The organism is Mycobacterium sp. 050128, from assembly GCF_036409155.1.
Lineage (GTDB): Bacteria > Actinomycetota > Actinomycetes > Mycobacteriales > Mycobacteriaceae > Mycobacterium.
Map to the genome: position 1 here is coordinate 270,057 of NZ_JAZGLW010000004.1, position 22,829 is coordinate 292,885.

The 22,829-nt window shown below is 67.1% G+C and carries 24 protein-coding genes and 1 pseudogene; 12 read left to right on the forward strand and 13 right to left on the reverse strand.

The window, feature by feature from the left end:
• Positions 1-52 precede the first annotated feature (52 nt).
• A complete protein-coding gene (locus tag SKC41_RS24675; protein ID WP_330980321.1) occupies positions 53-439 on the forward strand; it encodes a DUF952 domain-containing protein in 387 nt (128 codons plus the stop codon).
• Here SKC41_RS24675 and SKC41_RS24680 read toward each other — a convergent pair.
• From SKC41_RS24680 to ppgK, 4 genes and pseudogenes are all read right to left on the reverse strand, one after another.
• Positions 367-800 (reverse strand): annotated as a pseudogene (locus tag SKC41_RS24680) (RidA family protein). The gene SKC41_RS24675 and the pseudogene SKC41_RS24680 overlap by 73 nt on opposite strands.
• Positions 801-868: 68 nt before the next feature.
• Positions 869-1,723, reverse strand: coding sequence for a DUF4436 family protein (locus SKC41_RS24685; protein ID WP_330980322.1), 855 nt, complete (start codon positions 1,721-1,723; stop codon positions 869-871).
• 69 nt (positions 1,724-1,792) lie between these two features.
• The gene (locus SKC41_RS24690) at positions 1,793-3,322 is read right to left on the reverse strand and encodes an RNA polymerase sigma factor (protein WP_330980323.1); all 1,530 of its coding nucleotides are present in this window, start codon (positions 3,320-3,322) and stop codon (positions 1,793-1,795) included.
• 177 nt (positions 3,323-3,499) lie between these two features.
• On the reverse strand, positions 3,500-4,309 hold the full coding sequence (gene ppgK / locus SKC41_RS24695; RefSeq protein ID WP_330980324.1) for a polyphosphate--glucose phosphotransferase: 810 nt from the start codon (positions 4,307-4,309) through the stop codon (positions 3,500-3,502).
• A 127-nt stretch (positions 4,310-4,436) separates the two neighbouring features.
• On the opposite strand from ppgK, the gene SKC41_RS24700 reads away from it, so the two are divergent.
• Positions 4,437-5,315 carry an inositol monophosphatase family protein gene (locus tag SKC41_RS24700; protein WP_330980325.1) on the forward strand — a complete coding sequence of 293 codons (879 nt, stop codon included), beginning with the start codon at positions 4,437-4,439 and terminating at the stop codon, positions 5,313-5,315.
• Position 5,316: 1 nt separating this feature from the next.
• Here the strand turns inward: SKC41_RS24700 and cei are convergent, their stop codons facing one another.
• Complete coding sequence (cei, locus tag SKC41_RS24705) at positions 5,317-5,970, reverse strand: envelope integrity protein Cei (protein WP_330980326.1); 654 nt, start codon at positions 5,968-5,970, stop codon at positions 5,317-5,319.
• A 182-nt stretch (positions 5,971-6,152) separates the two neighbouring features.
• On the opposite strand from cei, the gene SKC41_RS24710 reads away from it, so the two are divergent.
• A complete protein-coding gene (locus tag SKC41_RS24710; RefSeq protein WP_330980327.1) occupies positions 6,153-6,455 on the forward strand; it encodes a DUF4193 domain-containing protein in 303 nt (100 codons plus the stop codon).
• 9 nt (positions 6,456-6,464) lie between these two features.
• Here SKC41_RS24710 and SKC41_RS24715 read toward each other — a convergent pair whose 3' ends face one another.
• Positions 6,465-6,944 (reverse strand): DUF3093 domain-containing protein, encoded by a 480-nt coding sequence (locus SKC41_RS24715; RefSeq protein ID WP_330980328.1) that lies wholly within the window; start codon positions 6,942-6,944, stop codon positions 6,465-6,467.
• Positions 6,945-6,992: 48 nt separating this feature from the next.
• Between SKC41_RS24715 and dut the strand changes: the two genes are divergently transcribed.
• Positions 6,993-7,445 (forward strand): dUTP diphosphatase, encoded by a 453-nt coding sequence (gene dut / locus SKC41_RS24720; RefSeq protein ID WP_330980329.1) that lies wholly within the window; start codon positions 6,993-6,995, stop codon positions 7,443-7,445.
• 71 nt (positions 7,446-7,516) lie between these two features.
• A complete protein-coding gene (locus tag SKC41_RS24725; RefSeq protein WP_330980330.1) occupies positions 7,517-8,299 on the forward strand; it encodes a DUF3710 domain-containing protein in 783 nt (260 codons plus the stop codon).
• Positions 8,300-8,312: 13 nt separating this feature from the next.
• Here SKC41_RS24725 and SKC41_RS24730 read toward each other — a convergent pair whose 3' ends face one another.
• Positions 8,313-9,011, reverse strand: a complete 699-nt coding sequence (locus SKC41_RS24730; protein ID WP_330980331.1) for an alpha/beta hydrolase — start codon at positions 9,009-9,011, stop codon at positions 8,313-8,315.
• A 138-nt stretch (positions 9,012-9,149) separates the two neighbouring features.
• Here SKC41_RS24730 and SKC41_RS24735 point away from each other — a divergent pair, with 138 nt between their 5' ends.
• On the forward strand, positions 9,150-9,518 hold the full coding sequence (locus SKC41_RS24735; RefSeq protein WP_330980332.1) for an OB-fold nucleic acid binding domain-containing protein: 369 nt from the start codon (positions 9,150-9,152) through the stop codon (positions 9,516-9,518).
• On the forward strand, positions 9,515-10,198 hold the full coding sequence (locus SKC41_RS24740) for a DUF3159 domain-containing protein (protein ID WP_330980333.1): 684 nt from the start codon (positions 9,515-9,517) through the stop codon (positions 10,196-10,198). The genes SKC41_RS24735 and SKC41_RS24740 overlap by 4 nt, the downstream gene beginning before the upstream one ends.
• Here SKC41_RS24740 and SKC41_RS24745 read toward each other — a convergent pair.
• Together SKC41_RS24745 and SKC41_RS24750 are read right to left on the reverse strand one after the other, a co-directional pair.
• Positions 10,195-10,872, reverse strand: coding sequence for a potassium channel family protein (locus tag SKC41_RS24745; RefSeq protein WP_330980334.1), 678 nt, complete (start codon positions 10,870-10,872; stop codon positions 10,195-10,197). The genes SKC41_RS24740 and SKC41_RS24745 overlap by 4 nt on opposite strands.
• Positions 10,873-10,910: 38 nt before the next feature.
• Positions 10,911-11,594: a potassium channel family protein gene (locus SKC41_RS24750; RefSeq protein ID WP_330980335.1), complete on the reverse strand. Its 684-nt coding sequence runs from the start codon at positions 11,592-11,594 to the stop codon at positions 10,911-10,913.
• Between the two features lie 124 nt (positions 11,595-11,718).
• On the opposite strand from SKC41_RS24750, the gene SKC41_RS24755 reads away from it, so the two are divergent.
• The 5 genes from SKC41_RS24755 (at position 11,719) to SKC41_RS24775 (ending at position 18,994) form a co-directional block, all read left to right on the forward strand.
• Positions 11,719-13,713, forward strand: coding sequence for an APC family permease (locus tag SKC41_RS24755; RefSeq protein ID WP_330980336.1), 1,995 nt, complete (start codon positions 11,719-11,721; stop codon positions 13,711-13,713).
• A 40-nt stretch (positions 13,714-13,753) separates the two neighbouring features.
• Positions 13,754-14,950: a class I SAM-dependent RNA methyltransferase gene (locus SKC41_RS24760; RefSeq protein WP_330980599.1), complete on the forward strand. Its 1,197-nt coding sequence runs from the start codon at positions 13,754-13,756 to the stop codon at positions 14,948-14,950.
• A gap of 166 nt (positions 14,951-15,116) precedes the next feature.
• Complete coding sequence (locus SKC41_RS24765; protein ID WP_330980337.1) at positions 15,117-16,580, forward strand: cation:proton antiporter domain-containing protein; 1,464 nt, start codon at positions 15,117-15,119, stop codon at positions 16,578-16,580.
• A 37-nt stretch (positions 16,581-16,617) separates the two neighbouring features.
• Positions 16,618-18,531, forward strand: coding sequence for a 1-deoxy-D-xylulose-5-phosphate synthase (dxs, locus tag SKC41_RS24770; RefSeq protein WP_330980338.1), 1,914 nt, complete (start codon positions 16,618-16,620; stop codon positions 18,529-18,531).
• A 115-nt stretch (positions 18,532-18,646) separates the two neighbouring features.
• Entirely contained in the window at positions 18,647-18,994 is a 348-nt protein-coding gene (locus SKC41_RS24775; protein WP_330980339.1) for a YbaB/EbfC family nucleoid-associated protein, read from the forward strand.
• Positions 18,995-19,033: 39 nt separating this feature from the next.
• Here SKC41_RS24775 and SKC41_RS24780 read toward each other — a convergent pair whose 3' ends face one another.
• From SKC41_RS24780 to SKC41_RS24795, 4 genes are all read right to left on the reverse strand, one after another.
• Positions 19,034-19,633, reverse strand: a complete 600-nt coding sequence (locus SKC41_RS24780) for a hypothetical protein (protein ID WP_330980340.1) — start codon at positions 19,631-19,633, stop codon at positions 19,034-19,036.
• Between the two features lie 55 nt (positions 19,634-19,688).
• Entirely contained in the window at positions 19,689-20,006 is a 318-nt protein-coding gene (locus tag SKC41_RS24785; protein WP_330980341.1) for an ESX-1 secretion-associated protein, read from the reverse strand.
• A 31-nt stretch (positions 20,007-20,037) separates the two neighbouring features.
• The gene (locus tag SKC41_RS24790; RefSeq protein ID WP_330980342.1) at positions 20,038-21,282 is read right to left on the reverse strand and encodes an EspA/EspE family type VII secretion system effector; all 1,245 of its coding nucleotides are present in this window, start codon (positions 21,280-21,282) and stop codon (positions 20,038-20,040) included.
• A 236-nt stretch (positions 21,283-21,518) separates the two neighbouring features.
• Positions 21,519-22,829: a ribonuclease D gene (locus SKC41_RS24795; protein WP_330980343.1), complete on the reverse strand. Its 1,311-nt coding sequence runs from the start codon at positions 22,827-22,829 to the stop codon at positions 21,519-21,521.

Here is a 22,829-nt window from a genome sequence, read left to right on the forward strand (position 1 = left end):
TCTCACGGGCTGTAAACGTTTGGTTTCGTGGGTTCTTTTAGGGTTAACGACTGTGACGAATGCTGCTGACCTGCTTGTACACCTGTGCGGAGCCGAAGAGTGGTCCGACGCGCGGAGCCGGGGGGAAATCCGCCCCGACACCACCGCGGGTGCCGACTTCATCCACCTGTCGGCGCCCGAGCAAGTCCATCTGCCGGCCAACCGGCTCTTCCGCGGTCGCCAGGATTTGGTGCTGCTGCACATCGACCCGGCGTTGCTGGACGCGCCCGTGCGGTGGGAGCCCGGTCTGCCAACGGATCCCGACGCGATGCTGTTCCCGCATCTGTACGGACCGCTGCCACTCGCGGCCGTGACACGGGTCACTGGCTACTCGCCGGGAGACGACGGCACGTTCCCGCCGATCGCGGGGCCCGCGGACCCGTCTGCAGGCTCCAGGTAGGCGTCGGCCTCGATCTCCACCAGCAGCTCGGGTGCGATCAGCGCCGAGACTTCGACCATGGTCGCCACCGGCCGTATCTGCCCGAACACCCGCGCATGCACCGCGGCGACCTCGCGCCACCGGAAATGTCGGTGACATAGATCCGGGTGCGGACCACATCGGTCAGCGAAGCGCCAGCCTCGTGCAGTGCAATCTCGATGCGGCGCAAGGCGTCTTGGGCTTGAGCGACGATGTCATCCGCGGGTCCGGCGCCGGTGGTGCCGGCGATCGCCACATAGGGACCTACTCGCACCGCGCGCGAATAACCCACCGTCGCTTCGAAATCGGATCCTGACGAGACGAGCTTACGTGTGCCTGTCATGCGGTCACCGTAGCCCGCCCGCGACTGTGCGCCGTCACGATCGCGAAAATATCTACAGGACAAGCGATTCAGTTACGGCGGATGCGCGCAATGAGCATCGCGACCACGCAGAGTCCCAGTACCAACTCACACCAGAAGAAGGACAGGTAATCGGTGAGCGCACCAACGGCCGGCGCGTTGGGCATCGAGTTGCGCACTGCCGAAAACGAAAACAGAAGAACGCCGAGGAATGAGATAAGTGTGCCATCGATCGGTCGATCGCTACGAATCTGATTGGCTACCAGCAGCATTGACAGGATCGTCAACGTCCACATCAGCAAGATGATGAATACCGCGAAGATCCATGTCGAAGGCGCGCGTCCCACGCTGATCGTCAGGTCGTTGCCCTCGTTCGGCTCCCGTGGAGGGTTGCCGATGCTGATGCTGTAGCCGTGCACCGACCCGCCGGCGAGCAACACCGTAGGCACCGGGGCGCCATCGGTGGTCAGGATGCGAACGCTGAAAAGCGATGTGTAGCTGTCGAATGGGTACTGGCTGATGTCGCCGGTTTCGAGCGCGACGGGCAGCGTTTGCGATGTCATCAGCCCGCCCGCGGTAAACGATTCGTCAATCAAGCCCGCGCCTCCGACCGCGACGACCCGCACGTTCTTGGCCAAGAACACGCCGTCCTGCGCGAAGCGTCCTCTCGGCTCGAATTGCAGCCCGACCACCAACTGGTCATCGACGGGACTGATCTTTTGGATGTCGGCATGTATGCGGATGCCGTCGCTCAGGTTCCTGTCGCCGTTTACGCCCGCCGCGTGGCCCGCCTGCTCGTAGGACACCGCCGTGATTGTCAGTACGGCCAGGAACGCGGCTACGGCGAGCAGTAAGAGCGGTCGCCGGTTGCGTGCTGCGGGGACATTTTTGAAGTCCGCGCCCACGCCCACACCCTAAACGAGTGGACCCAGCCGGGCGGGTCGACGGTTGAACGCCGGCTGAACAGCTAAGGGCTAGTCGAGGTAGTCGCGCAGGACCTGGGAGCGGCTGGGGTGGCGCAACTTCGACATCGTCTTCGACTCGATCTGGCGGATGCGCTCACGGGTCACGCCGTAGACCTGGCCGATCTCGTCCAGAGTGCGCGGCTGGCCGTCGGTGAGCCCGAAGCGCAGCCGTACTACGCCGGCTTCACGCTCCGAGAGCGTCTCGAGCACCGACTGCAACTGGTCTTGCAGCAACGTGAACGACACCGCGTCGACGGCCACGACCGCTTCGCTGTCCTCGATGAAGTCGCCGAGCTGGCTGTCGCCCTCATCGCCGATGGTCTGGTCGAGCGAGATGGGCTCACGCGCGTACTGCTGGATCTCCAGCACCTTCTCCGGCGTGATGTCCATTTCCTTGGCCAGCTCCTCAGGCGTGGGCTCGCGGCCCAGATCCTGCAGCAGCTCGCGCTGAATGCGGCCCAGCTTGTTGATCACCTCGACCATGTGCACCGGGATGCGGATGGTGCGGGCCTGGTCGGCCATCGCGCGGGTGATCGCCTGCCGAATCCACCACGTGGCGTAGGTGGAGAACTTGTATCCCTTGGTGTAGTCGAACTTCTCCACCGCGCGGATCAGACCCAGGTTTCCTTCCTGGATCAGGTCGAGGAAGGCCATGCCGCGGCCCGTGTAGCGCTTGGCCAGCGAGACCACCAGACGCAGGTTGGCTTCCAGCAGATGGTTTTTCGCGCGATCGCCGTCGCGGCAGATCCACATCATGTCGCGGCGCTGGGCGGCGGGTAGCTTGTCGCCGCGTTCGACCAGCTCGGCCATCAGCTGCGTGGCATACAGACCGGCTTCGATCCGCTTGGCGAGCTCGACCTCTTCCTCGGCGTTAAGCAGTGCCACCTTGCCGATTTGCTTGAGGTACGCACGAACCGAGTCCGCGGACGCGGTGAGTTCGGCGTCCTTGCGGGCCTGCCGCAACGCCTCGGATTCGTCTTCGTCCCAGACGAAATCGCCGGACGCCTTGTCCTTTTCCGACGGCTCGGCGATTTCCTCGTCCTCGTCGGCCGGCTTCTTGGCCGCGGCCGGCTTCACGACGGTGACGACCTCTCCGACCTCTCCGGCCTCGTCGTCGGCGGCCTCGCCCGCGTCGGCCTCGGCCTCGTCTTCAGCGACGACATCCTCGAGGTCGTCCAGGACAAGGTCGGCTTCGATGTCGAGGTCCTCGCCTTCGAGGTCGGGCTCGCCGTCGAGTTCCTCGGCGGTCTCGTCGACGGCCTCCAGGGTCTCGTCGTCGCCGGCGTCTTTGGCTGCGGCCTTGGTGCCGCGTCCGGCCGGCGCCTTGCCCGTGGCGGCCTTGGCAGGGGTGCGGGGCTTCTTCTCGATGGTCGCCTCGGTGTCGTCGGCGGGCTTGGTAGCCCGCGGTGCGGTCTTTGTTGCGCGTTTTGCCGGCGCGGAGCCGTTGGCGGCCTTTGCCGCGGGACGCTTGGCGGGAGTCTTCGTGGCGGTGCGCTTCACCGGCTCATCGGTTGCCGGACTGGTCTTGGTCGCTGCCACTTACACCCCTTCGGTTGGACTCACTTTCGGTGGGTTTGGGCATGGTTAACCGAAAGTGTCTGCTATGTCGAATGTCGGCGTTGGTATGAGCGTGACTGCTCGCACGCTTTCTGTCGGGCGGTCGCCGTGGACCATTGTAACGACAGTGCGCGCTCGTACCGCCCTAGCGGGGAAAATTCAGTGCGTTACGTCCGCGATCGAGGCCATCGCGGCACCCACAATTCCGGCGGTATTGAGCAGTGCCGCGGCCACCACCGGGGTGCGGTTTTTCAGAAGCGGCACCCATTCGTCGGCCTTTCGGCTGATCCCGCCTCCGGCGATGATCAGGTCGGGCCAGATCGCGTTTTCGATGGCGATCAGCACTCTGGTCACCTCTTTGGTCCAGCGCGGGTAACTCCACTTGTTCTTGTCTTTGACCGACGACGCCGCGCGTTTCTCGGCCTCTTTGCCGCCGACTTCGAGATGGCCGAATTCGGTGTTTGGTATCAGCTTCCCGTTGTGGATCAAGGCCGATCCGATTCCGGTTCCGAAGGTGAGCAACACGACCAGTCCGGAGTTGCCCTTGCCGGCCCCGTAGCGCTCCTCGGCGAGCCCGGCCGCGTCGGCATCGTTGAGGACCGTGACCTCCTGGCCGTCCAACTTGGAGCTGATCACCTCGCGCGCGTTGGTCCCGATCCAGGCGCGGTCGACGTTGGCTGCGGTCTGGACGATGCCGTTGGTGACGACGCCGGGATAGGTCACGCCGAGCGGACCGGTCCAGCCGAATTCGGTGACGACCTTGGCGATGGTCTTGGCGACGGCCGACGGGGTGGCGGGTTGTGGCGTCAGCAGTTTGACCCGGTCACCGATCAGCAGTCCGGTGTCCAGGTCGACGATTCCGCCTTTGATTCCGCTGCCCCCGACGTCGATGCCGAATCCACGACGCTGCGGCGTGCCGGAGGCTGCCTCGGTGCCGGGTGCATCCGTGGCCGAGTCGGTGCTGGTCATCGAAATCTCCTTGGCGAGATTTGGGATCGTTCACACCTTAGCTGGCGACGCTGCGGTTGCGGTCGGGCAATCCGTTAGGGGTGCCGCCGGTCTGCGCCGCGGTGGCCGACTGTGTTGCGATGGACCGGTGACGCGATCCGAGCCCGCGCAGCTGCGCGCCGTAGCCGAAACGCTGGCCACCGAAGCCGCCGAGTTCGTCAGGTCACGCCGCGCCGAGGTATTCGGCGCCCACGCGGGCGCGACGGTCAGTGGCGCGGTGCGGTCCAAGAGCACACCGACCGATCCGGTCACGGTGGTCGACACCGAGACCGAACGGCTGCTGCGCGACCGGTTGGCCGAATTACGGCCTGGCGACCCGATTCTCGGGGAAGAGGGCGGCGGGCCGACCGAACGGGACGCAGCGTCCGACGACGCGGTCACCTGGGTGCTCGACCCGATCGACGGCACGGTGAATTTCGTCTACGGCATCCCGGCCTATGCGGTCTCGGTCGGGGCGCAGATCGGCGGCGTGTCGGTGGCCGGCGCGGTCGCCGACGTCGTCGGGGGCCGCGTCTATTCCGCGGCACAGGGCCTGGGCGCCCACGTCATCGACGCGCAGGGGGCGCATCCGTTGCGGTGTGCCGACGTCGACGATCTGTCAATGGCCTTGTTGGGCACCGGGTTTGGGTATTCGGTCGGACGCCGCACCACTCAGGCCGCGCTGTTGGCGAAGATGCTGCCGTTGGTGCGGGACGTGCGCCGGGTCGGGTCCGCGGCGCTGGACCTGTGCATGGTCGCGGCGGGGCGGCTGGACGCCTACTACGAGCACGGACTGCAAGTGTGGGATCGGGCGGCGGGTGGGCTGATCGCGGCCGAGGCCGGGGCGCGGGTGTTGGTGCCGCCGGACGGGCCGGTCGGCCCGCCCGGATCGGAAGCCGGGCTGGTGGTGGCGGCCGCCCCCGGAATCGCCGACGCGCTGTTGGCGGCGCTGGACGAGTTCGGCGGCCTAGCGCCGATCGCCGACTGAGTCAGCAGCTGCTGGCGTGAATCTTGGACAACAGCGAGGGATCTGACGATCCGGTGGCGCCGGGACGCAGGCTGGCGAGTACCGAGTCGATGTCGTCGTTGTGGGCCAGCGCCGTGAATTCCGTGCCGATCGCGAGGTCGACGGAGTCGTCGGCCCGGTTGTCGTTGAACAGCTCGCTGCAGGGGGCGACCAGCCACACCGCGGCGGCGGTGGACCCGCCGGCCGTCCCGAAGCGGATCTGGCTCTGGCAGTTCAGCCGGGCGCCGGCGTAGATCGGGTCGTTGGCCGCGGTCGGCTGCGCGAAGCCCAGATCCTTCATCGCGCCGGCGACGTCGGCGGCCTGGCCGCCGCGGCCGCTGGCGTTCAGCACGCGAACCTTGGTGTCGGCGAGTTTGGCGGGCGGCACGTCGGCCATCGCGCTGCGTGACATTTGCTCGCCGAGCTGCGCCGGCGCCGATCCGTTGGTCGGCTGTGGCGGCGGGTTGCACACTTGGGCCTCGCGAACCTTCGCCGGTCGCGTCAGCGCCACCGTCCACGCGAGGCCGGTCACCACCACCAGGAAAACCAGCACGACAATCGCGGGTCGGGGGTTGCGTCGCCGAAACGGCCGACCGTGCTTGTCGAAGGCTGTACCCTCGGTGATTTGTGCGACCACACGTGCACTCTAGCCGCACACTAAATCCACTGTTTAAAGGCAAATATGAGGGTCAATTCGGGGGTGTGAGGTAAATCACAACCCATCCGACCGCGTTCCGGGCACGAATCGTTTGGTGGATGCGTTCGACGCTGGTACAAAGCGTTGCTTGAGGTAACGCAGGCATGTGAGGGGATTGGACAATGCCTACCGACTATGACGCTCCACGGCGCACCGAAACGGACGACGTTTCGGAGGACTCGCTCGAGGAGCTCAAGGCACGGCGGAACGAGGCCGCGTCGGCTGTTGTCGACGTGGACGAATCCGAGTCCGCCGAGAATTTCGAACTGCCTGGTGCCGACCTGTCCGGGGAGGAGCTATCGGTTCGGGTCATTCCGAAACAAGCCGACGAGTTCACCTGCTCGAGCTGCTTTTTAGTGCAACATCGCAGTCGACTTGCCAGCGAGAAGAACGGCATGATGATCTGCACCGACTGCGCAGCCTGATCGCTGCACCTAGCGTGTCAGTGCCGACAGCACCCGCTCGGGGTGACGGCAGCTCACCATCCAGTACGGCGTCGGGTCGTCTGGGTCGTCGAGGACCAGCAAAACCATCGGTCCGACCCATGCGCGATGCAGAACATACGCCGCGGGGTCGAGTTGGCGTCCCAGGGCAGCCGACTTCGCCGTCGGCGCTATCTCGGCGGATCGGGCGATCACCGTGACCGGCAGGTGGGCTTCGGCGGCCCAGAGCTGCGCCACACCGTCGTCGCCGACGGTGACCCGGATCTCGGTGCGGCCCAGCCACAGCAGCGCGCCGGTCGCCACGATGTACAGCACCACGAACGGCAGCCAGTCAGGGAGCGTCTTGACACCCAGATTGACCTCGACGGCGATCAACGTCGCCAGCGCGAAGCCCGGTGGCCACCACCACCATGGGACCCATAGCCGCTCGCGGTATCGCACACTGTGCGGCGCGACGCGCGTACTCGACACGCGGTCAAGGGTAGTCTGTGGCCCCGTGTCAACCAGTCTGGCCTTGAAGTGAAAGTTGTCCGCCTCGACCCCGAGCTCCCGCTGCCCAGTCGTGCCCACGACGGCGACGCGGGGGTTGATCTGTTCAGCGCAGAAGACGTCACACTGGGCCCGGGGCAACGCGCCCTGGTCCGTACCGGTGTGGCGGTCGCCATCCCCTTCGGGATGGTTGGCCTGGTGCACCCCCGCTCGGGATTGGCTGCGCGGGTTGGACTTTCGATCGTCAACAGTCCGGGTACGATCGACGCGGGCTATCGCGGCGAGGTCAAGATTTCGCTGATCAATCTCGACCCGGCCGAGCCGATCGAGGTGCACCGCGGCGATCGCATCGCCCAGTTGCTGGTGCAGCGGGTCGAGTTGGTCGAGCTGGTCGAGGTCGCGTCCTTCGACGAGGCCGGGCTGGCCGACACATCCCGTGGCGATGGTGGTCACGGTTCCTCCGGCGGACATGCGAGTTTGTGATGCGCTGGCGACGACGCAGTGCGGGTACCTCCCGCTCGCGGGGGACGAAGCGATGAGGAGGAGCGGCGCCAATGGCTGCATTCGGTAAACGTTCAGGCAAAGACGACGACGCCCCCGCCACGCCGGCCGGCGACGACTCGGCCGCAGTGGATGTCGCCGCCGGCCCGGTCGACGACGAGTTCGAGGACGAGCTGGAGGGTCCGTTCGACATCGACGACTTCGACGACCCGTCGGTCGCGGAGTTGGCCCGGCTCGATCTGGGCTCGGTGCTCATCCCGATGCCCGAGGCCGGCCAGCTGCAGGTCGAGCTGACCGAGACCGGCGTCCCGAGCGCGGTGTGGGTCGTCACGCCCAACGGCCGGTTCACGATCGCCGCCTACGCCGCGCCCAAGACGGGCGGCCTGTGGCGCGAGGTGGCCGGCGAGCTCGCCGACTCGCTGCGCAAGGACTCGGCCCAAGTCAGCATCAAGGACGGCCCGTGGGGCCGCGAGGTGGTCGGTACCGCGTCGGGGGTGGTGCGCTTCATCGGGGTCGACGGCTACCGCTGGATGATTCGCTGCGTCATCAACGGCCCGCACGAAACCATCGAGGCACTCGAGCAGGAGGCGCGTTCGGCGTTGGCGGACACCGTGGTTCGCCGCGGCGACACCCCGCTGCCGGTGCGCACGCCGCTGGCCGTGAACCTGCCCGAGCCGATGGCCGAGCAACTGCGGCAGGCCGCCGTGCAGCAGGCCGAGGCGGCGCAGCAGGCCGCCGAACAAACCGATGCGCAAGCGCCGCCCAACGAGCCGGCCGCGCGCCGCAGCGCGGACGGCTCGGCCATGCAGCAGCTGCGCACCACCACCGGCGGCTAGCCCGGCCCGACGCCTACGCGTCGGCCAGCGCCGCCAGGCAGGCCGCTCCCAGCGCGGCGCTGTCCGCGCCGATCTGGTCGAGCGTCACCGTCCGCAGCGCCGCGTGGGGCGCCGCGGCGACCCAATCGACGCCGGCCTGCAGCGGATGAATCGGATCGTCGACCGCGGCCGCCACGCCGAGAGGCGCGGCGAGCGTGTTGAGTTCGTCACAGCTGGGTGCGACGTAGGCGGCCGCTTCGTCCATGGCGTCGGGCAACAGCGGCCACTGGGCCTGCCACGACCGGGTCAGCTCATCGGCCAGCCAGGCCGGGCTCGAGGCGCGCATCTGCGCGGTCGTGGCGGCCAGGCCCTCGGTGCGTAGCTGGGACGCCGAGTACCGCGCGGCGAGCGCGGCCGGCGCCGACCCCGGCGGTCCCGCCCAGGCGGGCAGCGCGGCCAGCACCGCGACCGTTTGGCCTGGGTGTGCCAGTGCCCAGGCGGCCGCTACGGCAGCACCGATCGAGATTCCGCCAACGGCGATGGGGCCTTCGCGCGCGGCCTCGTCCAAGGCGGACAGGTAGCCGTCGACCAAACTCTCCGGCCGCGGCGGCGGGCAAACGAGCAGCGCGCCGGCATTGCGCAAGGGTCCGGAAAATGCCCGATTGACGTAAACGTCGTCGGATCCGGTTCCGGGCAGCAGCACGGCCGTGACACCGCGCAGATCGACACCCACGCTCCGATACTGCCCGGCGCGGCGAACCTTCCAAAATCACAGTTTGATTCGGTTGGCGCAGGGGAACCAACAGGTCTACGGTGTCCGTTGGCATAGATGAAAGCACCGCAGCTTTTTCTCCAATTGTCAGGAGTGGCCATGGGGGCCCAAGGTTATTTGCGCCGCCTCACCCGTCGGTTGACGGAGGACCCGGAGCAACGCGATTCCGAGGAATTGTCGGACGAGGTCGCCAGCACTGGTGCGCAGCGCGCGATCGATTGCGAACGCGGCCAAGAGGTCACGATGGTGGGCACGTTGCGCAGCGTGGAATGTAACGGCAAGGGCTGCTCCGGCGGCGTGAAGGCCGAACTGTTCGACGGCAGCGACACCGTGACCCTGGTCTGGTTGGGGCAGCGCCGGATCCCCGGCATCGACTCGGGACGCACTTTGCGGGTGAGCGGCCGGATGGGCAAGCTGGAGAACGGAACCAAGGCCATCTACAACCCGCATTACGAAATTCAGCGTTGACTCTGCCCGGTAACACGTCTAACCGCATCAACCCAGAACGCCTGCTGAGTCAGCTGGGCGGGGTGAGCGGTCTCGTCTACTCGTCGCTGCCCGTGGTGGCCTTCGTGGCCTCGTCCAGCCTGCTGGGCCTGGTGCCCGCGATCGGGGTCGCGCTGGGACTGGCCGCACTCGTCTTGGTGTGGCGGCTGATTCGCCGCGAATCCACCCAGCCCGCCTTCTCCGGGTTCATCGGAGTCGCGGTCTGCGCGCTGATCGCCTACGTCGTCGGAGCCTCCAAGGGGTACTTCCTGCTCGGCATCTGGATGTCGCTGGTGTGGGCCGTGGTCTTCGCGGCGTCGGTTGTGATCCGCCGGCCGCTGGTCGGCTACGCCTGGAGCTGGGCCACCGGACGTGACCGCGCCTGGCGCAACGTGTCCCGGGCCGTCTACGCCTTCGACATCGCCACCCTGTGCTGGACGCTGGTCTTCGCCGCCCGGTTCGTGGTGCAGCGACTGCTCTACGACGCCGACCAGACCGGCTGGCTGGCGGCGGCGCGCCTCGGGATGGGCTGGCCGCTGACCGCGGCCGCCGCGGTGGTGACCTATGGGGCGATCAGGGCCGCGCAGCGCGCGATGGCCGGCGCCGGCGATGCCGTCGGTCCGGCCGCCATGCCGATCGACGCCGACACCCTCGGCGATTAGCTGCCGGGTGGCGCAACCGCCGGCAGCACCAGCTTGCGCAGGTCCTCTTCGACCTCGGTGACCGCGACGAAGAGCAACTCGTCGCCGCCTTCCAGTGGCTCGTCGGCTTCCGGGACGATCACGCGCGGCCCGCGCAGGATGGTCACCAGCGCGGCATCGCGGGGCAGCTCGAGCCGGCGGACCGGCTTGCCACCCCAGGGCGTGTCGTCGGGCAGGGTGATCTCGACCAGATTGGCCTGACCCCGCCGGAACTCCATCAGGCGCACCAAATCGCCCACGGCGACGGCTTCTTCGATCAGCGAGGCCAGCATGCGCGGGGTGGACACCGCCACGTCGACACCCCAGGCGTCGGTGAACAGCCATTCGTTGCGGGGGTCGTTGACCCGGGCCACCACCCGGGGCACCGCGAACTCGGTCTTGGCCAGCAGGGACAGCACGACGTTGGCTTTGTCATCACCGGTCGCGGCGACCACCACGTCGAAATCCTCGAGGTGCACCGACTCCAGCAGGCTCAGTTCGCACGCGTCGCCGAGACGCCATTGCGCGGCCGGGATCGCGTCGACGTCGACGTGGTCGGGGTTGCGTTCGATCAGGGTGATGTCGTGGTTGTTCTCGATCAGCTCGCGGGCGACCGAGCGGCCGACCGCACCGGCTCCGGCGATAGCTACCTTCATGTGCGGCGCTCCTTAAGTCGCGGTCCGGCGGCCCGGGGTCAATGCCCCGCCCCCGAATCGATGTCGTCGGCGGGCGGCAGGGCGGCGATGGCCACCGCCTCGGCTGCGCGGCCGGAGATCGCGGCGATGTAGACCTGATCGCCGGCCTGGATGACCGTCTTGGGCTCGGGCAGGATGCCGGTGCCGAACCGGATCAGAAACGCCACGCGAGCACCGGTGGCCTGCTCGAGATCGGTGGCGCGGCGGCCCGCCCAGTCCTCGTGCAGGACGACCTCGGCGACGGCGACCGTGCCGGTGGGGTCGCGCCATTTGGCAGTCTCGGTGTCGCGGGTCAGCAGGCCGAGCAGCCGGTCGGTGGTCCACGGCACGGTGGCAATCGTGGGAATACCGAGGCGTTCGTAGACCTCGGCGCGCTTGGCGTCGTAGATCCGCGCCACCACCCGGTGAACGCCGAACGTCTCGCGGGCCAACCGGGCCGAAATGATGTTGGAGTTGTCGCCGGAGGACACCGCGGCGAACGCGTCGGTCTCCTCGATGCCGGCCTTCAGCAGCACATCGCGGTCGAAGCCCTGGCCCAGCACCCGCTCGCCGGCGAACTCCGGGCTCAGCCGGTTGAATGCCGTGCTGTCGCGGTCGATCACGGCGACGTCGTGACCAATTCGGGACAGCCCGTCGGCCAGCGACGAGCCCACCCGCCCGCAGCCCATTACAACCACCCGCACGTCAGGTCCTCTCGGCCGGGTCGCGTTCCATCGGCAAACTTGTGTGGCCAGCCGATTTCCGTCGGGAATATTCTCGCCCACGGAACGCTACCGGCATGGCCCGTTGCGCTTACTCTTGGCTCTCGTGTCCAAACTTTCAACCGCAGCGCGCCGGTTGCTCATCGGGCGACCGCAACGCAGCGACCGGCTGAGCCACACCCTGCTGCCCAAACGCATCGCCTTGCCGGTGTTCGCTTCCGACGCACTGTCCTCGGTCGCGTATGCGCCCGAGGAAGTCTTCTTGATGCTGTCGGTGGCCGGAGCGGCCGCCTACGCGCTGACGCCGTGGATCGGGCTCGCGGTGGCCGCGGTGATGTTGGTGGTGGTGGCCAGCTACCGGCAGAACGTTCACGCTTACCCGTCCGGCGGCGGTGACTACGAAGTGGTCACCACCAACCTCGGCGAGACCGCCGGCCTCGTCGTGGCCAGTGCGCTGATGGTGGATTATGTTCTCACCGTTGCTGTTTCGACCTCATCCGCGATGGCGAACATCGGTTCGGCGGTCCCGCTCGTGGCGCAGAACAAGGTGTGGTTCTGTGTGGCCGCCATTCTCGTGGTGATGGCGTTGAATTTGCGTGGGATCCGCGAGTCCGGGGTGGCTTTCGCGATCCCGACCTACGCGTTCATCGTCGGGGTCGTCGTGATGATCGGGTGGGGGCTGATCCGGATTTTCGTGCTGGGCAATCCGCTGCGCGCCGAATCCGCCGCCTTCCAGATGCATGCCGAGCACGGCCAGATCGTCGGTTTCGCCTTTGCCTTCCTGCTGGCCCGCTCGTTCTCGTCCGGCTGCGCGGCGCTGACGGGTGTCGAGGCGATCAGCAACGGCGTCCCGGCGTTCCAGAAACCCAAGTCCCGCAACGCCGCAACGACGCTGCTGATGCTCGGCGTGATCGCGGTGACGCTGCTGATGGGCATCATCGTGCTGGCCCAGCAGATCCATGTGCAGCTGGTCGACGATCCCGCCACTCAGCTGACGGGTGCGCCGGCCGGCTACCTGCAGAAGACACTGGTCACCCAGCTCGCCGAGACGGTGTTCGGCAGCTTCCGAATCGGGTTTCTGCTCATCGCCACCGTGACGGCCCTGATCTTGGTGCTGGCGGCCAACACCGCGTTCAACGGCTTCCCGGTGCTCGGCTCGGTGCTGGCGCAGCACAGCTATCTGCCGCGCCAGCTGCACACCCGCGGTGACCGCCTGGCCTTCTCGAACGGGATCCTGTTTCTGTCGGCCGCGGCTCTGGCATTCGTCATCGCGTTCCGCGGTGAGGTCACCGCGCTGATCCAGCTCTACATCGTCGGCGTGTTCATATCGTTCACGCTGAGCCAAATCGGCATGGTCCGGCACTGGACTCGCCTGTTGCGCAACGAGACCGACCCGAAGGTGCGGGCCAAGATGAAGCGCTCGCGGGTGATCAACACGGTCGGTCTGCTATCCACCGGCGCGGTTCTGCTGGTGGTGCTGGTCACCAAATTCTTTGCCGGGGCCTGGATCGCGATCGTCGCGATGGGCGCGCTGTTCGTCATCATGAAGATGATCCGCAGGCACTACGCCACCGTCTCGCGGGAACTGGAGGAGCAGGCCGCCGCCCAGCACGACGTGGTACTGCCCAGCCGCAACCACGCCCTGGTGCTGGTGTCGAAGCTGCATCTACCGACGCTGCGTGCTCTGGCCTACGCGCGCGCGACCCGCCCCGATGTGCTCGAGGCCGTCACTGTCAGCGTCGACGACACGGAAACCCGTGCGCTGGTGCATGATTGGGAGCACAGCGAGATCAGCGTGCCGCTGAAGGTGATCGCCTCGCCCTACCGCGACATCACCCGTCCGGTGCTCGATTACGTCAAGCGGGTCAGCAAGGACTCGCCGCGCACCGTGGTGACGGTGTTCATTCCCGAGTACGTCGTCGGCCACTGGTGGGAGCAGGTGCTACACAACCAAAGCGCGTTGCGACTCAAGGGCCGGCTGCTGTTCATGCCGAACGTGATGGTGACTTCGGTTCCGTGGCAATTGAGTTCGTCGGAGCGGCTCAAGACCCTGCAGCCGCACGCTGCTCCCGGTGACGCCCGCCGCGGAATCTTCGACTAAGCGACTCGACGAGGACAATGTCGTGAGTGCCGAGCCCTCGCTGCCACCCGGGGAGCTGACGCTGATCGCCGGCGCTCCCGCCAACGGCGGTAGCTGCGTGGCCCACCACGAAGGCCGGGTGGTGTTCGTTCGCTACGCCCTACCCGGCGAGCGGGTGCGGGTGCGGGTCACCGCGGACCGGGGATCCTATTGGCACGCAGAGGTTGTCGAAGTCCTGGACGCGTCGGCGGACCGGACCGATTCGTTGTGCCCGATCGCGGGCGTCGAGGGCGCCGGGTGCTGCGATCTGGCATTCGCCGCCCCGGAAGCGGTGCGGACGCTCAAGGGTCAGGTCGTGGCCAATCAGCTGGAGCGCATCGGCGGGCATCGCTGGAACGGTGAGGCGCAACCACTTTCAGATTGCGGCCCCACCGGTTGGCGCACCCGGGTGCGCCTCGAGGTGGGCGCGGACGCCCGCCCCGGGTTTCACCGCTACCACAGCGACGAGCTGGTGACCGACTTGCGGTGTGCGCAACTGCCGCCGGGCATGCTGGACGGACTGGTCCAAGCGTGTTCTCCGGGCGACCTGTCCCCGAACGCACAGTTGCACGTCGCCGTCGATGACGACGGATGCCGCCATGTGGTGCGCACCCTGCGTGCGGGCGGGCGAACGGCGACCAATGTGGTGCAGGGCAACTACGAGGCGACCCAACGCGTCGGGCGGCGCAGCTGGGAAGTGCCGGTGACCGCGTTCTGGCAGGCGCACCGGGATGCGGCGCGGGTGTACAGCGCTCTGGTCACCGACTGGGCACAGCCCGGCTCCGGCATGAGCGTGTGGGATCTCTACGGCGGCGTCGGCGTTTTCGCCGCCGCCCTGGGCGGCGCGGTGGGGGAGTCCGGACGGGTTCTCTGTGTCGACACCGCGCGCGCGTCGACCCGGGCCGCGCGGGCCGCTCTGGTTGATCTTCCGCAGGTGGACGTCATCACCGATTCGGTGCGTCGCGCGGTCTCGACGCAGAAAGCCCGCGCCGACGTCGCGGTGCTGGATCCGCCGCGGTCGGGCGCCGGGCGCGACGTCATCGACCTCCTCGCCGCCGCCGCCGTTCCGCGGGTGGTGCACATCGGTTGTGAGGCAGCGTCTTTCGCTCGCGACATCGGCCTGTACCTCGGTCATGGTTATACCGTCGAGCAGATCAAGGTGTTCGACGCGTTCCCGCTGACTCATCACACCGAATGCATCGCGCTGCTGACCCGCTAGCGGTGCAATGCCGCTGCGGGGATTCCCGCGGCAGGTTAGACTCCGTCGCGGTGTGCCGGGAAGTCTGGTCGGCGATTTCGTTGTCGAACGATCGAGAGGCTCGGGTGGCTGCCGCCGAACAACGCTCCGCGACCGTCCGATTCATGCTCACCCACGGGTCGGCGCCGTGAACGAAACTCTCCGGTACGCATTGTTGGTCTTGTTCGCCAGTGCCGTCGGTTTGATCGCGGTGTTGGCGAACCGGCTGACCGAGCGGGTCAAAATCCCGGTGCCCCTGTTGGTTCTGGTCGGAGCCGCGGTCGCGGCGCACACCGTGCCCGCGGTGCAGTCACCGTCGGAGCCCACCGTCGAGCGGGTGATCACGATCGCGCTGGTGCTGGTGCTGTTCGACGGCGGCATGCACATCGGGCCCGCGCGCTTCCGCGCGGCCGCTGCCCCGATCCTTTCGGTCGGCGTCATGGGCACCGCGCTGACCGCCGCCGGCGCCGCGGTGATCCTGCACTACTTATGCGGAATCGATTGGTTCCCTGCGGTGCTCGTGGCCACCGCCGTGGCTCCCACCGACCCGGCGGTGGTCTTCTCGGTGTTGGGCAAACGCGAGATCGCCGGTCGCAGCAGCACCATCCTGGAGGGCGAGTCCGGTGCCAACGACCCGGTCGGCATCGCCTTGATGGCCAGCCTGGTCGCCGCCGGTGGCCTCAGCGTTGCCGGCTTCGTCAGCGTCGGAACGCAATTCGTTCTGCAAATGGCGATTGGCCTGGCCGTCGGGGTGATCGGCGGCCGCGCCCTGCTCGTGTTCATGCGCCGCGTGGCACTGCCGAGCGAAGGCCTCTACTCGCTGCGGACCCTGGCATCGAGCCTGATGCTGTACGGCATCGCCACGCTGGCGCACGGCTCGGGATTTCTGGCGGTGTTCGTCGCGGGCATCGTGATCGGCGACGCTCGCGCGCCCTACAAGCCGGACATCAAGCGATTCCACGCGGCGTTGGCGGGCCTGGCCGAAATCGTCGCGTTCGCCGTCCTGGGGTTGACCGTCGACCTCAACGTCCTTGCCCACCCCGACGTATGGATTCCCGGGCTCGTCCTCGGCGTGGCCCTGACCGTGGTGATTCGGCCGTTGGCGGTGGGCTCCTGCCTGCTTCCCGTCCGGCTGCAGCCAAACGAACGCATCTTCATCCTCTTCGCCGGCCTCAAGGGTGCGGTGCCGATCCTGTTGGGCGAGTTCCTGCGGGCCGCGCACGTCGCCGACGCGGAGCGGCTGTACGGGATCGTGGTCGTCGTCGTGATCTTCTCGGTGCTGGTGCAAGGCAGCTCGGTGCCCGGTGTGGCACAACTGCTGCGGCTGCCCATGCGTACCGTCGAGACGCAGCCGTGGGAGATCGGTATCCGGCTGCAGGACGAACCCGAGGGGATCCATCGCCTGCACGTTGCCCCGGGGTCAGCCGCCGAGGGCTGCACGATCGAGGGTCTCGGCGACCGTGCCGGAGACATCTGGGTGAGCATGGTGGTGCGCGCCACCGGCCTGGTGCCGGTGCGCGGCGACACCGAACTGGAGGCCGGCGACGAGGTCGTCGTCCTGGCCGATCCCGAGCTTCGCGACAGCCTGGCCGAACTGTTCGGCACTTCGTAGGCAGCTACATCCGGCGTTGGCTGCGTAGACTGACGTGATGTTGGAACAGATCCGCGGCCCTGCCGATCTGCAGCACCTTTCCCAACAGCAGCTCCGCGATCTGGCCTCCGAGATCCGCGAGTTCCTGATCCACAAGGTGGCTGCGACCGGGGGCCACCTTGGGCCGAACCTCGGCGTCGTCGAGCTGACGCTGGCGCTGCACCGGGTGTTCGACTCACCGCACGATCCGATCATCTTCGACACAGGTCACCAGGCCTATGTGCACAAGATGCTGACCGGACGCGCCCACGACTTCGAGACGCTGCGCAAAAAGGGCGGCCTGTCGGGGTATCCGTCGCGCGCCGAGAGCGAGCATGACTGGGTGGAGTCCAGCCACGCCAGTGCGGCCTTGTCCTACGCCGACGGCCTGGCCAAGGCGTTCGAGCTGACCGGACACCGCAACCGGCATGTGGTCGCCGTCGTCGGCGACGGTGCGCTGACCGGCGGCATGTGCTGGGAGGCGCTGAACAACATCGCGGCGTCGGGTCGTCCGGTGGTGATCGTCGTCAACGACAACGGCCGCAGCTATGCACCCACGATCGGCGGTGTCGCCGACCACCTGGCCATGCTGCGGCTGCAGCCGGCCTACGAGCAGGCGCTGGAAAAGGGTCGTGACGTGGTGCGTGCGGTGCCGCTGATCGGCGAGATCTGCTACCACTTCATGCACAGCGTCAAGGCGGGCATCAAGGACTCGCTGGCCCCGCAGCTGCTGTTCACCGATCTCGGCCTGAAGTATGTCGGCCCGGTCGACGGTCACGACGAGCGCGCCGTGGAGGCCGCGCTGCGCCGGGCCCGCGGCTTCGGCGGCCCGGTGATCGTGCACGTCGCCACCCGCAAGGGCATGGGCTACGCCCCGGCCGAGGACGACGAGGCCGAACAGATGCACTCGTGCGGCGTGATCGACCCGGCCACCGGCCAGGCCACCAAGATCGCGGGCCCGGGCTGGACGGCGACCTTCTCCGACGCGCTGATCGAATACGGCGCAAAACGTCGCGACATCGTGGCGATCACGGCGGCGATGCCCGGCCCGACCGGGCTGTCGGCGTTCGGGCAACGGTTCCCGGATCGGCTGTTCGACGTCGGCATCGCCGAGCAGCACGCGCTGACGTCGGCGGCCGGGCTGGCGATGGGTGGGATGCACCCGGTGGTGGCCATCTACTCGACGTTCCTCAACCGGGCGTTCGACCAGGTCATGATGGATGTGGCGCTGCACAAGCTGCCCGTCACCATCGTGCTCGACCGTGCCGGGGTCACCGGTTCCGACGGCGCCAGCCACAACGGCATGTGGGATCTGTCGATGCTGAACATCGTGCCCGGCATGCGGGTGGCCGCCCCGCGCGACGCCACCCGGCTGCGCGAAGAACTCGGCGAGGCGCTGGAGGTCGACGACGGCCCCACGGCGCTCCGGTTCCCCAAAGGCGATGTGGGCGAAGACATTCCGGCCCTGGAACAACGGTCGGGAGTGGATGTGCTCGCGGTGCCCGCCGACGGGCTCAACCACGATGTGCTGTTGGTGGCCGTCGGTGCATTCGCGTCGATGGCGCTCGAGGTGGCCAAGCGGCTGCACAACCAGGGGATCGGGGTGACCGTGATCGACCCGCGGTGGGTGCTGCCGGTCTGCGACGGTGTACTCGAATTGGCAGTGCAGCACAAGCTGCTCGTCACGCTGGAGGACAGCGGCGTCAATGGTGGTGTGGGGTCGGCGGTTTCGGCCGCGCTGCGCCGCGCCGACATCGACATGCCGTGCCGCGACGTCGGCCTGGATCAAGAGTTCTACGAGCACGCCTCACGCGGTGAGGTGCTCGCCGACGTCGGGCTGACCGACCAGGATGTGGCCCGCCGGATCACCGGTTGGGTTGCCGCCCAAGCCAGTAACGAATCCGAAGCCGAGATCCGCGAGCACCTGGACTAGAACAAATTTGGTGCAAACGGCCCCCGGCCAAAGCAATACAATAGAAATAGTGGATCAAGGACACAATCGGTGCTTGCCCACCCGACCGCAAGCCCCGACGAGAAGGACCTGGTCAATGAGCACAGACCGCCACCCACAAATGGCTCAGGCGCTGGAATACGGACAGCAATTGCAATCGGCCCTCGAGGACGACCTGTACCGCACGCACACCGAAACCTTCACGGCCACCGACGAAGCCAAGACCGTCGAAGTAACGGTGAACGGGCGCCGCAACGTCACCGACCTCCGTATCGAAGATGGCCTGCTGCGGCTGGGTGCCGAAACGGTCGAGCAGCGCGTCAACGAGGCCTTGCGCAACGCGGCGGCCGTGGTGAATGCAGCCAACGAAGCCCAGCAGCAACGGCTGATCGAGTCCCTGGCCGGCATTGCCGCGTCGATGACGGACACGTTGGGCTTGGCCTGACCGCGAAGGGCGGCTCAGAGTCGCCGGCGCGGTGGGCGATCAGCCATTGTTGTATCGGGTCGCGAACATGCGGGCCTGTGTCTCGGTGGCTCGCTGCGGCGACGCCAACTCCATGCCCTTCTCCAGCAGGTCGCTGACGGCATCGGGATCACCCGCCCCCAGCTCGCACATGGTCTCGAACAGGAACTCATGCTGGGCGGCTTGCCCCTTTTGGGCCGCCAGGTGTGCAATGACGAGGATCTCCTCGGCCAGCTGCGATTCGGTAAGGCGTGTCACGTCTGCGGACAGGGCCACCCGCTCGATCGCGCCGTCCCCGAGTGCCGAAACCGATACTGTCCCAGGAGGATTGGTCACGGTGAACAGCGCAATGACGTCTTCGGCTTCCTCGGGGGCGTGTGTCACCGAATCGATGGCCTCCAGCACTGTCGCGGTCTCCTCGGGCGCGGCCGGTGCATATACGGGTGACATGTCGACGGCTTCGCTCGCTGACCTTTCCCCGACGTCTGCGGTGGCGGCGGAGAAGTCAAGGGCGGCCGACGCGTCGGTGCCGCTGTCGGCGGGTTCACCGGCGGCGGAGAAGTCCATCGCGGCGAAGAGGTCATTGCCGCCGTCTTCGCTGTCATACCGATCCTGGGGCATAGCGTCCTACTCTCATCGCGGCTGTCGTGGAATGGCTGCTGTTCGCCGTGCTTGCTCAGCCGGGGCGCAGCTGGGTGTCGAGATCTTGAGCGGCCTTATGGTCGGTGCCCTCGTACGCTTGGGCGGCCGCACGCAATTTCGTGGCGAGGTCGTCGGCAACCTTGATCATCAGACCGAGCGCCTGGGTGCGGCGAGCCTCGACCTCGACCACCGCATCGTTGCCGGGTCCGCAGGCCACACCATGGCTGACCCATGCGTTGACGCCGACTCCCTCGACCGCGGTGGCCGATTTCTTGAAGTCTTCGGTGGTTCTCTGCTGCGCCGCCGCGAGCACGTCGACGAGATATTTTGAGGTGACGCTCAGATTTGTCATCGGATTCTCCTCGATGTCTGGTTCGCGATGTCTAGTTCGCCGCTACCGGCCCCTGCGCCTGCTCAGCTCCAGGTGCCGTGAGTTCGACGGGCGGGCGCTCCGTGGCCTCGGTGCCCGCGGCCGCACCCGCGACTTCGATGTCCTCGCTCCCGGTGGCTTCCTCGGGGGCGGCGCTCCCGGGAGCGGTGGGTTCGCCGGCGGCCGGGGCCGTCTTGCTGCGCTGAGCGGTGGTGACCGGCGGCTGCGTGACGCTGCTCGGAACGGGCGAAGTTTGCTGGCCCGGCAGGTCTTCGTCCCGTTCGGACTCGCGGATCGGCGGGATCAGGCCGGGCATAGCGCTCACCGGTTGTTCCGGCATTTGGCTCTGCTGACTTAGGCCAGGAACAATCGTCGATTCGGTCGGCGCGGCCTCGCCCGATGACGTGGCCGGGTCGGGCATGGTCATCGCGGCGGTCCTGCTGGAGAAATCGGAGACTTTAGAGCCTTTCGCGGGCGCCGTGACGACGGTCGGCGCGAGGTGAGAATCCGAGAGGTAAGTGGTCATTTCCGCGATAATCTTCTCGTATTCTTCGACCACTTCCTTTATCTTCGGTCTGGTCTCGGTGCCCGAATAGAATTCCATGTAACCGAGTGCGCTTACCGTCGCAGCGATCGCGGCCAGGGTCACCACTTTCTGAAACACCAACGACGAGGCCTCGCTGCCATACGCTTTGATCAGTAGGGCAACAAATATGCATCCGGTAAGTCCGTCTTTGATTCCCGCGACCGCACGGCGTATTTCAGTGAGCTGAGCGACTTCAGCGGCCAGCACATCCATCATCGCCTGATCCTGGGTTCGCATCAGGGAAACGCGATTCAGTTGGGCTTGGTTCTGCTTGGCATACTCTTGCGACGCGGTGGACTCCCACCTGCTGTCGGGGATGGCCAACTCCAAGTCCCGCTTGGGCGAGTCGAGTTTCGAACGGGCATTGTCGAATTCGACTCCCTTGGTTGCGTCACCAAGACCAAGGCAGTATTCGAAGACCGTAATGGCGACGATGCCCCACTCGATAATCGGCACCTCTGCCGCCCAGGGGTTGGTCCGCTCCTGAAGGCCACGTTCTATTTCAGCCTTAATTCTTCGCTCGGCGATGCCTTTAACAATAATTTTGGTGGTTTCCATGCCGAATGCGCCGGCGCCTATGCCCGTCGCAATCCAATCTTTGGCGGCGATATTCCTGCCAATGCCGGCGAGACTACCCACAAGGCCGCCAATTTCTGATGCTGCAACAGCCATTTCAACGGACCCTTCTCCGGGTGGGAACTTTCTTCTTATCGCAAGCTTAACGGCACCGCGAACGTGTCCGGTGCACCAATTTTCCGGCAGTCAGGAATTTCTACAGTTAATTTTCAGGTTTTCACAGTTTATTGTAAGGTTCGCGCTACTTTTTGCAACCGCGCATAACGCCACGACGAAAGTCGACGAGTCGTTAGCGGACCGCTGGCGGGCGTCGAGTACACACCGGCCAGCGCCTACGGCGCTGAGCTGCCGTCGGTTTTGGGGGGCGGCTGCAGCGCGGCCGCCAGCACCGGATCGACGAGCTCGCGTTGCCAGGCCCGCGCGTGCCCGGCGCACAAGAACTCTTCGACGGCCTCGACCGGGTCCGGCGCTTCGGCCCAGTCCCAGCACAGTCGCCGCACCAGGTCGGGTGAAACCAGGTTCTCGGTCGGAACCTTGACCTGCTCAGACAATTTCGATAGCCCGGCCCGGGCCGCCTCCAGCCGGGCGGCCGCTTCCGGCTTGCGCCTGCTCCACCGCGCCGGCGGCGGCGGACCGTTCGGCGGCTCGGCGTCCTCCGGCGGGTCCGGACTGGTGCGGGCCGCTTCCAGCGCGCCCAACCACGTCGCCGCGCTGCGCCGCTGGTTTCGCCCGCCGAACACCGGCAACGCGACCAGGTCTTCGACCGTTTTCGGATTGGCGATCGCGGCCTCGATGATGGCCGAGTCCGGCAGGATGCGCCGCGGCGCGATGTCACGGCGCTGGGCGATGTTGTCGCGCGTCGTCCACAGCTCACGCACCGCGGCCAAACCGCGGCGGTCGCGCACCTTATGGATGCCCGACGTGCGCCGCCAGCGCTCGCGCCGCGGCGTGGCCTCCCTGCTGCCGACGCCGCGCAAGTAGTCGAATTCCTGTGCAGCCCAATCGGTTTTGCCTTGCTCGGCCAGCTCGGCGGCGATCGCCGCACGCAGTTCGACCAGCAGTTCCACGTCGAGGGCCGCATAGTTGAGCCAGTCGGTGGGCAGCGGCCGCTTCGACCAGTCGGCCGCACCGTGACCCTTGACCAGACCATGCCCCAGCAACCGTTCGGTCATCGCTGCCAGGTTCACCCGCTCGAACCCGGCCAGGCGCCCGGCGAGCTCGGTGTCGTACAGCGCCGGCGGGTGCATGCCGACCTCGGCCAGACACGGCAGATCCTGATCGGCCGCGTGCAGGATCCATTCGTCGGTGCTGAGCACCTCCGCGACGGGCCGCAGCGCGGTCAGCGGATCGTCGCCGTGGCTGACCGGGTCGATCAGCACGGTGCCGGCACCGGCCCGCCGGATCTGGATCAGGTAGGCCCGGTTGGAGTAGCGGAAACCCGACGCCCGCTCGGCGTCCACCGCGAACGGCCCGTGCCCGCTGTCCAGGAACTGTGCGGCGTCCGCGATCTGGCCGACGGTCACCGCCAGGTCGGGAATGCCCTCGGCCGGCTGCAGAAGCGGGGTGGGTTCGGGTTCGGCGCTGCCGGGCGCGCTGCTGTCGGGCACGGCGCCGTCGGGCCCAGGGTCCTCCGGCTCGGGCAT